Source organism: Niastella yeongjuensis (genome assembly GCF_900110245.1).
In the GTDB taxonomy this organism is placed as follows: Bacteria; Bacteroidota; Bacteroidia; order Chitinophagales; family Chitinophagaceae; genus Niastella; species Niastella yeongjuensis.
In genome coordinates, this window is record NZ_FOCZ01000004.1 from 1 (window position 1) to 16606 (window position 16606).

Below are 16606 nucleotides of genomic sequence, written 5' to 3' on the forward strand. Positions count from 1 at the left end.
AATTCTTTTTCCTGATCCTTTTCCAATGTTTCTCGTCCGTTTTATTGGCTGCAAAACAACGACTTTCTCCTAATTCCCCCAACTTTTCAATCTGATCCGATGTTTCATTAACTGTTGTAGTTGAAAATAATTTTCTATTTTGTCGGCGGATAAATCTAAAGGAGGAAAAAGCCTGGTGGATTTTGGCAAGCGATTGATTGATCGTTGTTAGGAACAAATAAATTTCATGTATGAAAATTTGTCCGGTAATATTATCCTTTTTCTATGCTGGAACTGTTTTTTCACAAACAGATTATAAATTCACATCTGATTATTTTATATCAAATAATATTTCTCTAAATGTTCTACGACCACCAAAGGGCTATTCGGTTTATTATAACTGCGATTCGATGCTTTTTGTAAGAGGAGATTTTTCAGATACGATAAAGATTTGGACACCAGGGCTTGAATGGGCCCATAGTCTTGAACAATTCAAGGGGGTAATGACTAATCCTGAGTATGGAAAAAGCATTTTTGCAAAATCTATTTTATCGGATGGAAGGATTCTGGTTGATACTTATATAGAGACTAAGTTCATTTTTAAAAGCGATTCTCTATTTGAATTAGAAGACACAATATCTAAGCCATCAGAATATTTTGACTTAACAGTTAAGCACGTACAAGGCCTGATTGACGATGCAACTTATAAAGAAAAAAAGGACAGTATCGAATTAGTCTACAATGGCAAGCATGCATATATAGCAAAACTGATTTTTGCGAAGAACATGTTTAAGCCAGGTAAGAAAAAAGTGAAACTGCCGCGGAAAGTGAATTATCTGAAAGACGAAATCCAACTTGAAAAGCAATGGATAGAGGATGGAAAGAATTGTTATCTAATCCGGATTAACAACATAGAAAATGGTGATAAAACAACATATGCCTATGCCATTGATGAAGACTTGAAATTTGTTTGGTGGCAGGGATGTAAAAGCAGGCATTAAGATCCAATATCTTTGGTTATGTTAAGAAGGCGGTTAGAAAAGTCACAATCTGTAACACTGGGGCAAGCAATAAATTAAACCAATGACAGGGAATTGGCATGAATCAATTTATTCATATTTAAAAGATGGTAAATCATATATAGATTTTCGAACTATTCTATTCAAGATGAAAGAAGAAGGGATGTCTGCGCAGGATGCTTTCCTGATTTTTGAAGAAATCTGGAAAAAATTGGATAGCGAAGCAAATGAAAAGGACCGTGATGTAATTGCAGAAGTTACAGATATTATTGTAGGCTATTGTTACCCACGTTGGTATGTTTGGGACAAGAAATAATGGCATTAACAGTAGCGGTTATATCATTTTTTAATACCTGCGCGGATGTAACTGGTGGAAAGCCAAAGGCATCCCGGTCACAAATTCGGTCACAATGAGCGATTTACCAAGTGATATATAAGTTCTTGTTAAGTTATAAGACACTGTTAAGCAGCTAGGTGATAAAATGATCCTTTGTGGCATCTGCCTTACAAGCAGAGGGTCGGCGGTTCGAGCCCGTCAACTCCCACAGAAGGTTAAAGGTTCACTGATTAGTGAGCCTTTTTTTATGCCTTTCTACGTTTACATATTACGCTCTCCATCGTTAGATCGTTACTATATAGGTCACACAGGTGATGATTTGTCGCAACGACTACGAAAGCACAATTCCAATCACAAAGGATTTACTGGCAAAGTCGATGATTGGACGATCGTCTATACTAAAATGTATCCAACAAAAACAGCCGCATACCAGGCTGAGCGACAAATAAAGGCATGGAAAAGCCGTAAAATGATAGAACAGTTAATTGCTGGAAATAAAGAAATTTAGCTCAGTTAATTCAGAGCATCCCGACCTACGGTCGGGAGGGTCGGCGGTTCGAGCCCGTCAACTCCCACAGAAGGTTAAAGGTTCAATGATTAGTGAGCCGATGTTATTTGCCGCCAAAATTTGATGATGCAGCTGCGTTCATTTTACCATCCAGCACAAGTTTTACTACTTTTTCCAGGTCGTCAAGAGGAATAGCGTCTGTTGACCAACCATAAGGATAGGTGATGTGCCCGCCTGTTTTTTTGTCCTCTTCGCATAGTAGATATGCTGCGCCATCTTTTTCAATTTGAATTGCTTTTTCAACTATAAATCGCCTTTCGACCTTGTCACCAGCTTTGCTTAGAAGGAATACTTTGTATGAAATATCTAAAGTTTTTTTAGTGTCGATAAGTGACCTTCTTATTACCGCAGTTTGTCCTTTCCAATCAAATTGAGCAATGGCAAGCGTTTTTATTTCCATGTCCTGTTTAGGCAGCTTTCCATTTTCAAAGGCAGTTTTCAAAACGCCAAACAGGCTGTCTGCTTTTGCATACTCTTTTGCCGCGTTGTACGACTTCATTAGTTTGTAATAAAGCTCATAGTTGTCCTTTTCAAAATTTACGGCCTGTACGTATGCGTTTGCAGATTTCAGATAGTTTTTTGTATGCGAGTATTCAAGTTGGCCAATGCTTTTAAGTGCCTCCACGTAATAACTGTTTTGTTGGGGTACACTGTCCAGTGCTTTGTAATATAATTCCAGTGCTTTATCGAAATTCTGTTTTCCATGGTAAATATATGCCACCCAGTAAAACGGTTCACCGTAGGTATTGGGCAGTTTTGTAGCTTCTTCGAAACATGCCAACGCTTTATCTTCCTGCCCCTGATATTTATAGATCAGGGCCTTTTGGTTCATAAATTCCTGGCTGGAAGGGTTCTTTGTTAATGAGATCTCCACTTCTTTTAACGCTTCATCATATTTCTTTAGATAACAGAGGGAGAGTCCTTTATAAAAATGAACGAAACCGCTGTCAAGTCCTCTTGCCAATGCTTTATCGTAACACTCAATTGCTTTATTGTCGTTCCCGAGCTGAAAAAAAGCGTAGCCCACCTTATATAATTCGTCAGGTGTTAATTTGTCTGCTTTCTTTTCAAGTTTAATAAGTTCTTTATAGTTTCTGCTGTTGTAGAGGTCTGTTGCTGTCTGTCCGTATGAGAATGAATAGATCAGGGTCATCAGCATGAAGGGCAGGGTTATTTTCATAGTTGTTTTTTAAGGGTTGCACATATTTTTAGCGATCGTGCCGGGTCCAAACAAAAAATGCTGCAGGAGTTTTCTCCCGCAGCATAAATATAATAAATCCGTTTTACGGATTATAATACTAATAAGTAAGACTGTCTTTGCTTGTAGTTAAGTTCTTCAGCGGCGGTGCGAACTTGGTCAGATCGATACCTGTTACTGCAGCTTTGTATTCGTTCATATTTGGAATTCTTCCAAGGATTGCAGAAAGCACGACCACTGGTGTAGAGGCAAGAAGAGATTCTCCTTTTTTGCGCTCAGAATCTTCAACTACTCTTCCCTGGAAAAGGCGGGTAGAGGTTGCCATAACCGTATCGCCTTTAGCTGCTTTTTCCTGGTTACCCATACAAAGGTTACAACCCGGACGCTCGAGGTACATCATATTTTCGTATTCAGTACGTGCTGCGCCTTTGGGAGCATTGTCATTGAATTCAAAACCAGAATACTTCTGCAGTATTTCCCAGTCGCCTTCGGCCTGAAGTTCATCAATGATATTGTAAGTTGGAGCTGCTACCACAAGCGGAGCACGGAACTCAACTTTACCTTGTTGTTTTTCCAGGTTTTTGAGCATTTGGGAAACGATCTTCAGATCACCCTTGTGTACCATGCAGGAGCCAACGAAACCAAGGTCCACTTTTTTCTCGCCACCATAGTAAGAGAGTGCGCGAATGGTATCGTGGGTATATCTTTTAGAAACGTCTGCGTTATTAACGTCAGGGTCAGCGATCATTGGTTCAGCGATCACATCCAGGTCAATTACCACTTCAGCATAATATTTAGCATTTGCATCTGGTGTTAACGCAGGTTTTTCACCTGATTTAATCTCTGCGATCCTTTTATCTGCTCTATTGATCAAACCCTGAAGAACCTGCCGGCTGTTATCCATGCCCTTGTCAATCATGATCTGGATCCTGCCTTTCGCAATTTCCAGTGATTGGATCAGGGTGTCGTCTTCAGAAATACAGATAGAAGCTTTTGCTTTCATCTCTGCCGTCCAGTCTGTAAAGGTAAATGCCTGATCAGCAGGAAGTGTTCCGATGTGCACTTCAATGATACGGCCCTGGAAAACGTTCTCACCACCAAATTTCTGCAGCATTTGCGCCTGCGTAGCGTGTACTACATCCCGGAAATCCATGTGATCCTTCATTTCTCCTTGGAAGGTTACTTTCACTGACTCCGGAATAGGCATAGATGCTTCACCGGTTGCCAGTGCCAGCGCAACGGTACCCGAGTCAGCGCCAAACGCAACACCTTTCGACATCCTTGTGTGTGAGTCACCACCAATGATGATAGCCCACTCATCAACCGTAATATCGTTGAGTACTTTGTGAATTACATCGGTCATGGAATGATATTCGCCTTTGGGGTCACGGGCAGTAATAAGTCCAAACTCATTCATGAACTTCATGAGTTTTGGAATATTTGCCTGCGCTTTCTTATCCCAAACCGAAGCGGTATGACAACCTGATTGGTAAGCACCATCAACAATTGGTGAAATAACAGTGGCTGCCATAGATTCCAGTTCCTGAGCAGTCATCAGACCGGTGGTATCCTGAGAACCTACGATGTTCACTTCTACGCGAACATCTGAACCAGCGTGTAATATTTTACCTGGGGTGGTACCAACAGCATTTCTGTTAAATATCTTCTCAACAGCTGTAAGGCCCTGCCCTTCGTGAGAAATTTCTTTTGAAGGAGCAAATACCGCGGGAATATCAATGCCGAGCAGTTTAGCCGAAATGGTCTGGATCTTTTTACCGAATACGATAGCATATGATCCGCCAGCTTTGATGAACTCCATTTTCTGCGGCGTAAGCGCCTTGGAAATATCGATCAGTTCTTTATCGCCATTATAAAGTTTCTTCTTCTTTGTGTTGATCGTAAGCACGGTGCCGGTAGCAACGGAATAAACCTGCTCAAGAACAGGTTCGTTATTTTCATTGCGAACGATCTTCCCATTGGCGTCTGTCTTTTTCACCCAGTTTTTGAGGTCAATACCAATTCCGCCGGTAACATCAACTGTAGTAAGGAAAATGGGAGAAATTCCGTTAGTACCGCCAACAATAGGGGCTATATTTACAAATGGAACATAGGGACTTGCCTGTTTGCCCGTCCAAAGCGCCACGTTATTAACGCCAGACATTCTTGATGAACCCACACCCATGGTGCCTTTCTCAGAAATCAGCATCACGCTTTTGTCGGGATGTTGTGCCTGTAGCGCCCTGATCTCGGCCTGGGCCTGAGGGGTAATCATACATTTACCATGCAATTCACGGTCTGAACGTGAGTGCGCCTGGTTGCCCGGAGAAAGCAAATCAGTAGAAATATCACCTTCGCCGGCAATAAAAGTCACTATTTTAATTTCTTCAGGCACATCGGGCAGTTTTGTGAAAAACTCAGCCTGCGCGTAACTTTCAAGTATATCTTTAGCTATTTTATTTTCGTTTTTGAATGCCTCTTTCAGGCGGTCTGTATCAGCATCATAGAGGAATACCTGTGTTTTAAGAACTTTTGCTGCTTCTTTCGCAATAGAAGCGTCATTTCCCAGCGCCAGATCGAGCAACACCTCAATTGAAGTACCACCCTTCATGTGTGATAACAGCTCAAAAGCAAAAGCAGGGGTAATTTCTTCAACTGTGGCTGTGCCAAGAATGATTTCCTTTAAAAACTTAGCTTTTACGCCTGCAGCACTCGTAGTTCCGGGCAACACATTGTAAATAAACGTATTGAGAGAATCTTTTCTGTGTACATTTTTGAGATCTCTAATTTGCGCGATGATTTCACTTAGTAATTCGCCGCTATCGATCGGCTTCGGATGAAGATCCTGACTTTTTCTTTCTTCAATTTCCTTAAGGTACTCATTATAACGACTCATATGATTTTCTTTTTCGGGAAGCAAATTAACCGATGATGCCGAGATTACAGCTTCTTTTTTTCTTATATTTTTTTGAGACAACAGTTTGCTTGTTGTCTAATCCTGAAAAAGGCGACCAGGTTCCCACCTTTAATTTCTATTTTTGTTACAAGTATTTATCCACCAACAACTTACGTTTTAAATGCGCATAAGCAGTCCCTTAAATTGACATTGTTCATTTATCACTATACAACATCTCTACAGGAATAGCTAAATCCTCTTTTCCTTCCGCCTTCAGGTAAATGGGTACCAGCCCGGCTTCTCCCCTTTTATGAAAGTATTCAATTCGAAATGGATAAAATCCCACCTGTAAAGGAAGCAAATACATCTCGCCTTCTTCACGAATAAAATGGTTGCCTAATACTTTTTGGTTATTTACGTAAACTCTTGAGTGATCATTTCCACCACCCATTTCCAAAATATAATATCCTGCCTGTTCTATCTTAATGTAGCCGGTCAGGATACAAACAAAATTCTTATCGGTGGCCAACTTGTTTACATCAAAATCTTTATCCGCAATCCCCTGCTTTACCGGCTTGCTTTTTTTAAGATCAGGAAAGGAATCCCAGGTGCCCTGGTAGCAGGTATAATACAGCCCCCCCTGTTTTACCTTTTTGGGTTCGGCAATCGCCTTTAGGGTGTCGCCAACAACAAAACTGGCACTGTCCTGCTTATCATAGGCTGATCTTACCCCTATAGATTTCACTATAATTTTTGAGTCCCGAACAAGCGAAATCCGCGTTTCATCTCCGTCAAGGGTAGGTGAAGATAAAGTGGGTTCTGTGCCGTTGGTAGTAAAATGCAGGTACCTGTTGGCCATCAGGTTGAAACAGGTCAGGCTGAAGGGAACATTTTTCAGTACGATACCTCCTTTGGGTTTGATGGTAATCTTTCTGGAAGTAGCGTACCCCCCTGTTGAGGCATAAAAGCCGCCGTAGGAAAATTTTAGTCCGTCCCAGAATCCTTTGAAGTTTGCAGAATAGTGTGTCTCATTACGATAGGCAACGCATGTCCAGTCGAGCCCTTTGGGTGCTTTTCTGCGAAGCACACTATCCATTGCAGCTACTCCCATCTCCTGATAAGCGTTCCCTTCTCTTCCGGCAATATAAAGAGTGTTGCGAAGCACTTTATTGCTGTCCAATTTGCCAGCAGCTGTTTGGGTTAGCAAAAAATCGTTCCACCATAAACTGGGGTCAATCGCTATGTACGAGGTAAAAAGGTCGGGATCATTTAAAAAAGCGTGTATCACAAACAGTCCACCCAGCGAACCGCCATACAGTACATTTCCATCGTTTGAACCATTATATTTCTTATTAATGTATGGAATTAATTCTTTTTTAATAAACGAAAGAAAGCTCGTCGCACCTCCGGTATTTTCCCGGGTTTTTGTGGGTGTAAAATCCCTGTCGCGCATATTCACCCCGTTTGGTTTAGGATTGGTAATGCCCACCAGGATCATATTTTTGGGTATAAATCCTTCCCATTGTAGCATACCCCACTCCAATGTAATAAACCCGGTTATATCATCCAGACAGTACAATATTTCATATTTATCAGTGGAGGCGGGGTTGTAATTTTTAGGAAAGACTATGTGTAACAGCCGCTGCTCCTGTAAAATTTGGGAGTAAAGCGAATCAACTTGTGTTACCTGGTCTTGAGCCTTAGCCTGTATGTTTACAAGAAAATGCAGGGAGAAAGCCAGCATAAGAACCCTTAAGTTTTTCATTGGCAAATCAGCTTTTTGATAATTCATTCCCTTTCAATATCCCACTTTTTTCTAAAAAGTTGAAAGACTTTGCGTATGAAATTTCCTAAGCATATATATAATTCAGAATTTCTTCAAGTTTGAAAGTTTATTTTATGAGTCCACCTTTTTTGATTTTAGACGAATACTACGACTCATTGATCACTAAAAACATAAGTAAGAAGGAACTGGTTATTTTTTCAATACTCTTGTTTCTTTTTATTATAAGATTGGCCTTAATTGGTTTTATGGGGCTTATGCCTCAGGACGCCTATTATAGTTTTTATAGTGAACATTTGGATCTCTCCTACTATGACCACCCTTCGGGAGTGGCATGGATGTTATGGCTTTTTACTTCCTTGTTTGGGAAAAAAGTCTTTGTTGTAAAGCTTGCTTCAACTATCGTTACCTTAATAACGCAAGCTGCTTTTGCGACCCTGGCAACTTGTTTTCTCGATATTAAACGCGTTCTGCTGGCTGTTATATTTTTGTTTTCAACGGTAATGATATCGGTATTATCCCTGATAGCAACACCCGATGTTCCATTATTGCTTTTCTGGACGCTTTCACTTATCGCCTTATTTTTAGCTATTTTCAGAAATTATAAGAAATTGTGGTTAATAGCGGGTGTTTTAATGGGACTGGCATTTAACAGTAAGTACACCGCTGTCTTTCTACCGGCTGGGTTAATTATGTTTCTTGTTTTAAGTCCGGATTACAGAAAATTACTTAAGTCTTATTGGCTTTATGCCTGCCTGCTGCTTTTTATTATAACCGCAATGCCTGTTGTTATTTGGAATTACGATCATGGGTTTGCTTCATTTAAATTCCAGTCGGTTAGCAGAATGTCGGAACCCCGTAGTAGTTATTTTAGTATAACAGATTTTTTAGGTGTTATTGGCCATCAGGCATTTTTACTTATTCCAATATTATTCTTTTCTCTAATGGCAATATTCTGGTTGCTTTTTAAAAAGTACCGATTAAAGATAAGCGCCATTCCTGCAGAACAGCTATTTCTATTATCCTTCTTCGCCCCTGTTTTTTTATCTTTTTTGTTTGTTTCTTTTTTTTATTGGGTAAAAATCAACTGGCTGATGCCTGCTTATATCAGTGGAATAATATTGGTCGTCATCTATTTAAAACAAAAATGGGTGATGTACCAGCTTTATTGCTCCTTTGCTATTCATCTTGTAATGGCTGTTGAAATCATCTTCTACCCGGTTAAAGTCAAATCAGACGATACCTGGGTTGGCTGGAATGAGCTGGCCGCAAACGTAAACAGCATTAAGAAACAGTATCCCGGCTATTTTGTCTTTTCAGCTGACGACTATAAGACATCAGCCGTATTAAATTTTTATTTCGATGAAATGGTTTACAGCAAAAATATAATTGGCGAACATGCATTACAGTTTGATTATGTAAATACAAATATTCAGGCGTTAAAAGGAAAAAATGCGCTTTTTATTGATTCTCATCCTGACTTATCAAACTGCGGGGAGCATCCCTCCGTTTTGAACAAATACTTTGACCATATTACTCCTCTGCAACCAATCATCGTAAGGAAGAAAGGAGAAGTGATCAGGGTATTTTGTGTATATGCATGTATGAAATATAATCCTTCAGGAGTTCTGAAAGGCAGCTAATAGGTGTTCTTTTGGAAACGAAAGTCGGCGGGTATAAAATGCAATAGAACTATGGATAATAAAAGCAAATGATCTGACGAATATCCCCAGAGATCCGGCTGGCCATGAAGAAGGGCCGGCCACGAGGTGCTCCCAGCGCCGAGCCTTGGCGTGCAAACGTTACGTTATCCCAGTTTTGAAAGGTGGATACAATCGTCTCCGTTGTATCGGATAGCTGAGCCAGCGTGCGTTGGTGAACGGTAAGTTTCTGATCGGTGGCATATTGAAACTCGTAATAGGGTTCGCTTGGACCATCAGGCCAGATTACACCAGTTAAATCACCTCCAGGTAAAAATTCTTCAAGCATATTCCAGTTCCCGTTAAAGTTTACGGCGGGATATGTTTTTTTAATCTCCGCCAATACTTTTGCATGAGCGATATGGGCCATGTGGATTTGGGCCATATAGGCTGCCCGGCGATCAGGAGCCATGACGGTAGCAACATAGTGCTTTTGAGCAGCAAAAAGAGCGGACCAATTAGAAGCTTCCTGGGCATAGCCCCAAATCGACGCCAGTAATAGTGTAATAACAGAAAGTACTTTTTTCATCGGCTTTTTATTAAAAAATAACTACTTGATACTTAAAATCTCAATTGGGCTTATATGAAGGTATAGCTGCAGCTCCGGGAGGTAAAGAATGCAGCCAATCGTTATAGGCTTCTTCATTTGTAATATCAAGCCTGATTTCATTTTTTTCTGCGGAACTCCTATTTATAAAGTTCTCAGTTAAATATCGAATATTAATAGTAACATCTCTTCCAATTTTTATAATTTGTTCTTCCAAATCCTCGCCAATATGATTTACTAAAATGTGGGGATAATAATCACATTTATATTCTTGGAGAAGAATACTATAGATTAAACCCAACGCTTGTTCACTACCGAAATCGCCCTCTGCGGTACTAACAGACACAAATCGAAAAATATGTAGTTTCATAGTCTAAAAATTAAAGGGTTCCGGTTCGGTCTTTGTTCCATTTGGTAAAACGCTATTGATAACCAGGATTTTTAACTCCCGTCCAAAGGCCGTAATTTCAGCATCCCTAAGGCATTCGGAACGGACGCCCCAACCAACACAATTAATAAGCTCCATGAACTACAAGTCCTAAATTCTTCCAACCTTCACTCGTATAGTGAAAAATTTGAACACCGAAGCCGGATTTAGCAACATGGTATTGCATAATGGCATACTTGCAGGAGCTATCAAATACAGGCCTGGAATATGAAATAATTAACCTTTTCGGTGGCGGAGTGTGGTGGTATTTTTTAACTAAACGTTTGAAATACTTAATATCCCTTTTCGTGTAGCTCCGTTTCCCAGTCAGCACACTATCGACATTCAGTTGTCCATTTTTGGATCTGACAATTATGGTACTATCAAACTGCTGTTGCTTCCATGTAGCATTGTGCAATTTGCTAATGTTCTCGATAATAGAAAAAAAGACAGATGTATCCACATGCTCTTTTAATTCATTTAAATATCCACTAGTTTGTTGAATAATATCCCATCTATCTAACGAAATAGAATTTAATGGCTTAATAAAAAGAAATTTCTCCGGAATTGCAATAGTAAGTAGATCTCTTTCAGATTGGCAGTATGAGTTAACGTGAACCCACAAAAAAATGAAGGAAACAAAGAAATTTATTTTTGAATTTAAATGTGTCATTATTATTAATTTGGGACTATTTTAATTCTACTATTCGTACCAGGATCTTTACCGCTTTGCCTTCCTCCTGATCATTCATTACTTCCTCAGGGCCTCCATGGTTCCGCCCTAAATTGGTGACCTTTTTCATGAAGACGTGGGCTTTGGTTTTGTGTAAGGGCATTTAAAATAAAAAAAAGAAGATCCTCTGTACCTTTTTAGACAGCACCTAAATCAAACAACCCATCTGACCAAAACACCGAGTTCATGCCACTGATTGTTTACAAAGTGGAATATCATAGCTCCCCACTGCCCCCTCGATCTATAAGCTATTACAGCGTAATTGCCGCTTTTATCAAAGACCGGTCTACTATAGGCCACAATATTTCTTTTTTCAAAAGGAAGACTGTTGAAGTGTTTCAAATTAGGTGTTCGAGATGGCGGAACTTTTTTTAATACGTTTTTTACCGTCCGCTTTGATATCTTGTCGTTTTCCTTTTCAATTAAAATTACATTTTCAATTTCGGCCTCGGACCAATCCGAAGTATCCATGTGAGCACTGTTAGCAATAATCTCTAATATTACTCCTGTATCTACTATCTCTTTTAACTCTTGTATATTTGAACTATAACTCCACATGTCATCTTTAAATAGATACAATGTTTTTAACGGATTCCTGAAAACTATCTTTCCTGGGGCCATGGCTAATTCAACCAATCCCTTATATTTTTGTTGGCAATATGATTGAATGGAAAAAAAAGTCCCGAATAATACTATTAGAAGTTCTTTCATGTTATCTGTTTTAATTATTCAATCGCAGATACCTTTTTTAATCTGCCTACCGTTCCTTTTTTTTCTTCGTTACGTTCAGCGTTATGCACCCTTTCTGTTTCTTTATCGGACAAGTAATTCGATTCCATAGTAAAGGCAGGCATATTAATTCTCCCTATCATTGCTCTTATACCGTTATTGTCTACTTTAGAAAGTGTAAATATATATACACCAGACTTTTGCCGTTCTGCATATTGATCGTTCATAATTGTTCCTGGATCCCCGTGTACTCCTGTAAGATTATGGCCGATTTCATGCAAACTGGATGCCTCATATACTTGCTTTTCGTCAATTCCCAATTGGGCAAAAGCTTCTGTTTTCTTGGTATCGAGTGTGATTTTCCTATCGTTTGATGATGCCAAGCCTGTGCTTTTTCCGGACTCACCGGCTGTAACAATATTTCCATAACTATGTAATTTTCCGTCTTCGTTTACCTGATTCTCCGATGCACGATCACCCGCTTCCTGGGCATTATCTACTCCTGTTGCGGTAAGGTTAAATTTTACATGAATCACACCTTGTTTCGTTTGTATTTCAAAGGCCTTGCCTCCATTATTGTATTGTTCGATTGCTGCCTTAAACCCAGCAACTTGTTTGTCATTTAAACCATAGTAATAATAATTAGCTGTTACTAAATATGGATCTTCCTCTGTCCCCGAGCCAGTCACCACACCATCTTTACCACTAGGATCCGTGATATTAATCGGGTCATTAACGGCATAATTATATGGTGAGGTTTCAATATATTTCTGTGCATGTGGATCCGGAACATGCCACCTCCCAATCTGCGGATCATACATGCGCGCGCCATAATCATACCACTCTAGCCCACTACCGTCACTGAATTCTTTATCTTGCTTTTCTTTACCGTTAAACTTGTATTTGTTTTCCGCGCGATTAAAGGCTTTTGAACACAAAGCCGCCATCGTCAACCCAAAAGGATAATAATGGGTTTCTTCCAGCAACGGCCCGGAGCGGTGTACCACTGAAAGGTTATCAAAGAACACATCCCGGTTCCCGGTTTCATTGCTGACATATACATAAATGTACCCATTCTTTGTGATCGGGATCGCGGATTGCGCAAGCGTATTAAGTACATCAGCATTACCAACAGGAATGGCGCCAGATTGTGGATAGGTGCCTACATAATTAAACTGTTCATCCAGCAAGATCCAATTCAGGTACGCCCTTGGTTTGGTCGCGCTGCTGGTATCACGGTTATTCAAAAAAGAATTGATCGGCCCAATAAGCGGACTTGAACCCGTATTGGCCAATTCAGTTAACGTAGCTTTGGTTTCACCGGCTACTGAGACCAGACCGCCGGCTAAAGTACCAAGGATATCACTTACAATCGGGTTATTACCTGTACCAGAACCAGAAGGGCGGTAAAAGGACTTTACGCCAATATCGATCGTGTCACCACTCATCACCCGCAGCGTTAAAGATGGGCCAATCTTATTGCCACTACCATTGACCTTGGACACCCAGGCGTTGGGATTGGTGAGGGCGGTATCCACCGGGTAGCCGCCAGGCACTGAGCCTGTACTAGTAGCGGTAAGTGTGACATTATTAAACAGTGCATTTTCCTTCGAACGGTATGCCTGTTCCATGGTGGCCAGATAGCGGGCCGTATCTTTTTGTTCCGTCAATACCATCCGGGTATTACCCAGTTGGTCTTTCACAAAATAGTCCATCACCATCAGGTAAGTGCTGTCACCACCTGGTAGCATCTTTTTATACCGGCGTATGCGGCCCTCATCATGTCCTATCAGTTGAAGCGAATCACCCTCATAAAGAAAGGGTCCGATATAAGTACTGTGTTTAACGGGCTTACCAGTTTCTGCGATGATCTTTTCCAGCTTATTGCCCATCGCATCATAAACATAAGAGATAGTTCCTTTGGGCGTTATAATCCGTGCTGGCAGGTTCAGGTGGTTATAGATCACCCCTTCACCTCCCCCATTGGCCACGAGGTCCTTGTTATAATCGCGGGTCATACTGCCATTCCCGTCATAGGTATAATCGACGGTTGTTGCCGTTTTGCTTCCGCCCGCAGGATGTGTGGCTGACGTACGAAAATCGCCCAGTTTCGTGTTGGGGTCGGAGACAGAATCGATCACATTCAACAACTTGTTGCCGGTAGCGTAATAGTTATATTGGAGGTTATCGATCAACGGGCTGCTATTGAGTTTTAAACCCCAAACTTTCATACTCAGGATATTTCCGTTTTCGTCATACCCGCCGTAAGTTTTCGAGCTGTTATCGCCCAGTGCTACATCAAACTTCGTCGTCGAATTGTCCACATATGTACTACCATTAAACTGGCTATAATCGGCACTTACCAGCCGTTCTGCATCGTCATAAACGTAACCGAAGGCCCGCCGTTCATTATCGCCTTTGCTGCGCCAGCGAACCCCTGCAATCTTCCCGTCTAAACGAGGGCGGTCAAACCCCCAGTCGTAGGACAAGTCAAGGCCAAACCACCGGTTGTTAGAAGTTCCTAAAGCGTAATCGCGGTTGATGCCCTTTAACCAGCCATGGATGTTATAGATGTAATCCAGTTCTTCAATGGGTGCACCCGGCTGGCCAACTGTTTTTTTCTTCAGACGGCCCAGTGCGTCATATTGGTTAAAAACAATCAACCGCTCATCTGCCGCAACATCATTGATTGTTTTCAAGATTTTCAAGACCCGACCGCCGTGGTCGTATTCCAGTTTGGTCTTTATTCTCCAGGTGCCTGTAGTACCCGCTGCGGGGTTGTTATGGGCGTAGTAGCTGCAAATGATATTGCCCGAAAAATTATACCGGTTGGTAATTACTTCCTTCCCGGTTTTATGGTTGTCACTCTGTACCTGCACCAGACGGCCCCGGTCATCATAGAAACTGGAGGTGGCCAGAAAATCTCCCGCGGCTATATTGTTTGGATCAGGAAGCACTCGTACCCGGGTAAGCGTGATCAACCCTTTGGTAAATACTTTTTTCTGCTGTGCAGCAGTTGGTACAAATTCGAAATTTTGATTGTTACCAGAATCCAGTTTGGTAATATCAGTAGTGTCATAAACCACTGAAGGCAACGCACTGTAATCGTCATAATAGGTACTACTGAGCACGACCATGCTATCTGTTGGAACTGGAAGCGGGTTTCCGGCAACCGTAACAGAATCCGTACTTGCGGGTGCAGGCGGCGTATCTTCAATTTTGATAATTGTTGGAAAACCACTCGTCCGAAACCCCGGCTTCAGGATAACCGATTTTTTCGCGCTGATAACGGTGATAATCAATGGTACCGAACCGGCAGGCCTGGAGACGACGGGCGTATTGGTAATGATGATATTCTTTAAAGTCTGGTTGCCCATTGTAACCCGGTTATGGATAAATTCAGCGGGTTGCCCGGTCAGAGAATATTGCAGTGTCGAACGGTTGCCTCCATTGTATGTAAATATTCCTGTTGTAACAGGTCGGTTCAGCTCATCGTATAAAGTGACCAGCCACCGGTTCAACTGCCGTAAGTTGGCATCTTGCGAAAAAACGGGCCGGTCATAGCTGTCATAGACTGTATACTCCCAGCCACGACCTGGAATCTTTTTTCCGACCAGTCGGCCCCGTTCGTCATATTCATACCGGTAACACAACTCCTGCACGGTGCCGCTTCGTCCTCCGGAAGCCCCAAACGACCATCCATTCAAGACCAGCCAAACGGTGGCTTTTGGGGAAATAACAAAACGAAGCCTGCCAAAATCATCGAATACATTATACGTGTCGAGCCCATGGCTGCCAGCGTCATTTAGGGTGGTCTGCGCCGTGATACGAGTAAGTACCGTACGACCTTCAGAGTCTTTAAATTCGATTTTGGTATTTCCATTTCCCTGACCACTATGGTAAGTGATTTTATACAGGGTCCCAGGAGGATAATAGCCCGGTGACACTGGTATGTTGCTGGTGGAATCGGATGCATCATAAGACAGGGTATCATAGCCTATGTTCCAGACTCGTACTAAATCCGATTCATTGTTGACCGAATATTTAATTTCCTTTCCGCTTCCCAGCATACCATAGATACTGGCGCCACCACCACTACTTACCCATGAATTGCCGGGTGGTAATTCCCGGATTTGCCGGTTCAATGGTGACCGTTCAAAATAGGTGAGTGAATACTTACTTTCACCAATACAGCCGGGATTGCGGCTGCTGTCGCTAAAAAACGTCCCCATGGAAGAGTAGGGCTGGTTTTTGAAACTGCCATCATCTGTATGACTTCCGTTTATTTGTACGTAAGTTGGGTACGAAAATGTTTGCAGACCGAGGTCGTCATAATTAATGGATGACACAAGATCTTTAACTTCCGGCGATAATTGACGGATCACCGTTTGTAACGGTCTGCCCAAACCGTCCGCATATTCGGTCATCTCAGAAACCCGGGTGTAGTCTGCATTTTGGAACGCCGCTGAATCTAAAAAGCGGCCCTGTGCTTCCCGTGTACGGATATAGTTGATTAAGACGGAACCATACGGCATAGGTGAAACGGTTGTCGACGTAGCTGCAGGAGGCCCCGTCATCACTAAAGGTTTGCACGTATAGTTATACTTCATGGGTTGGGCATTAAGCTGTACGACACTAACCAAGAGCCAGAAAAAAAGCCCGATACCTATATGGAGCAATCGAAGTGGATTCA

General features: G+C 41.6%; 13 protein-coding genes and 1 tRNA gene. 5 read left to right on the forward strand and 9 right to left on the reverse strand.

The genetic code is table 11. The features are described from left to right. A partial coding sequence (locus tag BMX95_RS35300) for a hypothetical protein (RefSeq protein ID WP_218149827.1) occupies positions 1-217 on the reverse strand: 217 nt, incomplete at its 3' end. A gap of 13 nt (positions 218-230) precedes the next feature. Between BMX95_RS35300 and BMX95_RS11470 the strand changes: the two genes are divergently transcribed. The 4 genes from BMX95_RS11470 to BMX95_RS11485 all read left to right on the forward strand — a co-directional run bounded on the left by BMX95_RS11470 (position 231) and on the right by BMX95_RS11485 (position 1910). Beyond that, positions 231-980 (forward strand): hypothetical protein, encoded by a 750-nt coding sequence (locus BMX95_RS11470; RefSeq protein ID WP_133053912.1) that lies wholly within the window; start codon positions 231-233, stop codon positions 978-980. An 82-nt stretch (positions 981-1062) separates the two neighbouring features. Beyond that, positions 1063-1314 carry a hypothetical protein gene (locus tag BMX95_RS11475; RefSeq protein ID WP_081200540.1) on the forward strand — a complete coding sequence of 84 codons (252 nt, stop codon included), beginning with the start codon at positions 1063-1065 and terminating at the stop codon, positions 1312-1314. 268 nt (positions 1315-1582) lie between these two features. Continuing rightward, on the forward strand, positions 1583-1843 hold the full coding sequence (locus tag BMX95_RS35830) for a GIY-YIG nuclease family protein (RefSeq protein WP_081200641.1): 261 nt from the start codon (positions 1583-1585) through the stop codon (positions 1841-1843). After that, a tRNA-Val gene (locus BMX95_RS11485) sits at positions 1837-1910 on the forward strand. Before BMX95_RS35830 ends, BMX95_RS11485 begins: the two co-directional genes overlap by 7 nt. A 36-nt stretch (positions 1911-1946) precedes the next feature. Here the strand turns inward: BMX95_RS11485 and BMX95_RS11490 are convergent. The 3 genes from BMX95_RS11490 to BMX95_RS11500 form a co-directional block, all read right to left on the reverse strand. Next, entirely contained in the window at positions 1947-3083 is a 1137-nt protein-coding gene (locus tag BMX95_RS11490; protein ID WP_081200541.1) for a tetratricopeptide repeat protein, read from the reverse strand. A gap of 118 nt (positions 3084-3201) precedes the next feature. Continuing rightward, a complete protein-coding gene (locus BMX95_RS11495; protein ID WP_081200642.1) occupies positions 3202-5994 on the reverse strand; it encodes a bifunctional aconitate hydratase 2/2-methylisocitrate dehydratase in 2793 nt (930 codons plus the stop codon). Positions 5995-6208: 214 nt separating this feature from the next. Next, complete coding sequence (locus BMX95_RS11500) at positions 6209-7759, reverse strand: alpha/beta hydrolase-fold protein (protein WP_165758921.1); 1551 nt, start codon at positions 7757-7759, stop codon at positions 6209-6211. 134 nt (positions 7760-7893) lie between these two features. On the opposite strand from BMX95_RS11500, the gene BMX95_RS11505 reads away from it, so the two are divergent. Continuing rightward, on the forward strand, positions 7894-9420 hold the full coding sequence (locus BMX95_RS11505) for an ArnT family glycosyltransferase (protein ID WP_081200543.1): 1527 nt from the start codon (positions 7894-7896) through the stop codon (positions 9418-9420). 49 nt (positions 9421-9469) lie between these two features. On the opposite strand, the gene BMX95_RS11510 is transcribed toward BMX95_RS11505, so the two are convergent. The 5 genes from BMX95_RS11510 to BMX95_RS11530 form a co-directional block, all read right to left on the reverse strand. Then, positions 9470-10006: a hypothetical protein gene (locus BMX95_RS11510; RefSeq protein WP_081200544.1), complete on the reverse strand. Its 537-nt coding sequence runs from the start codon at positions 10004-10006 to the stop codon at positions 9470-9472. Positions 10007-10046: 40 nt separating this feature from the next. Then, the gene (locus BMX95_RS11515) at positions 10047-10394 is read right to left on the reverse strand and encodes a hypothetical protein (protein ID WP_081200545.1); all 348 of its coding nucleotides are present in this window, start codon (positions 10392-10394) and stop codon (positions 10047-10049) included. Between the two features lie 142 nt (positions 10395-10536). Next, a complete protein-coding gene (locus BMX95_RS11520; RefSeq protein WP_081200546.1) occupies positions 10537-11124 on the reverse strand; it encodes a hypothetical protein in 588 nt (195 codons plus the stop codon). 213 nt (positions 11125-11337) lie between these two features. Further along, on the reverse strand, positions 11338-11895 hold the full coding sequence (locus tag BMX95_RS11525) for a hypothetical protein (RefSeq protein ID WP_081200547.1): 558 nt from the start codon (positions 11893-11895) through the stop codon (positions 11338-11340). Positions 11896-11909: 14 nt separating this feature from the next. Further along, the gene (locus BMX95_RS11530) at positions 11910-16523 is read right to left on the reverse strand and encodes a DUF6443 domain-containing protein (RefSeq protein WP_218149828.1); all 4614 of its coding nucleotides are present in this window, start codon (positions 16521-16523) and stop codon (positions 11910-11912) included. Between the last annotated feature and the right edge of the window lie 83 nt (positions 16524-16606).

Excerpts from the sequence above, each read along its gene's own strand:
- BMX95_RS11490 (WP_081200541.1), bottom strand. The coding sequence starts at position 3,083 with ATGAAAATAACCCTGCCCTTCATGCTGATGACCCTGATCTATTCATTC.
- BMX95_RS11520 (WP_081200546.1), bottom strand. The coding sequence starts at position 11,124 with ATGACACATTTAAATTCAAAAATAAATTTCTTTGTTTCCTTCATTTTT.
- BMX95_RS11515 (WP_081200545.1), bottom strand. The coding sequence starts at position 10,394 with ATGAAACTACATATTTTTCGATTTGTGTCTGTTAGTACCGCAGAGGGC.
- BMX95_RS11470 (WP_133053912.1), top strand. The coding sequence starts at position 231 with ATGAAAATTTGTCCGGTAATATTATCCTTTTTCTATGCTGGAACTGTT.
- BMX95_RS11505 (WP_081200543.1), top strand. The coding sequence starts at position 7,894 with ATGAGTCCACCTTTTTTGATTTTAGACGAATACTACGACTCATTGATC.
- BMX95_RS11500 (WP_165758921.1), bottom strand. The coding sequence starts at position 7,759 with ATGAAAAACTTAAGGGTTCTTATGCTGGCTTTCTCCCTGCATTTTCTT.
- BMX95_RS11525 (WP_081200547.1), bottom strand. The coding sequence starts at position 11,895 with ATGAAAGAACTTCTAATAGTATTATTCGGGACTTTTTTTTCCATTCAA.
- BMX95_RS11510 (WP_081200544.1), bottom strand. The coding sequence starts at position 10,006 with ATGAAAAAAGTACTTTCTGTTATTACACTATTACTGGCGTCGATTTGG.
- BMX95_RS11495 (WP_081200642.1), bottom strand. The coding sequence starts at position 5,994 with ATGAGTCGTTATAATGAGTACCTTAAGGAAATTGAAGAAAGAAAAAGT.
- BMX95_RS11475 (WP_081200540.1), top strand. The coding sequence starts at position 1,063 with ATGACAGGGAATTGGCATGAATCAATTTATTCATATTTAAAAGATGGT.
- BMX95_RS35830 (WP_081200641.1), top strand. The coding sequence starts at position 1,583 with ATGCCTTTCTACGTTTACATATTACGCTCTCCATCGTTAGATCGTTAC.
- BMX95_RS11530 (WP_218149828.1), bottom strand. The coding sequence starts at position 16,523 with ATGAAGTATAACTATACGTGCAAACCTTTAGTGATGACGGGGCCTCCT.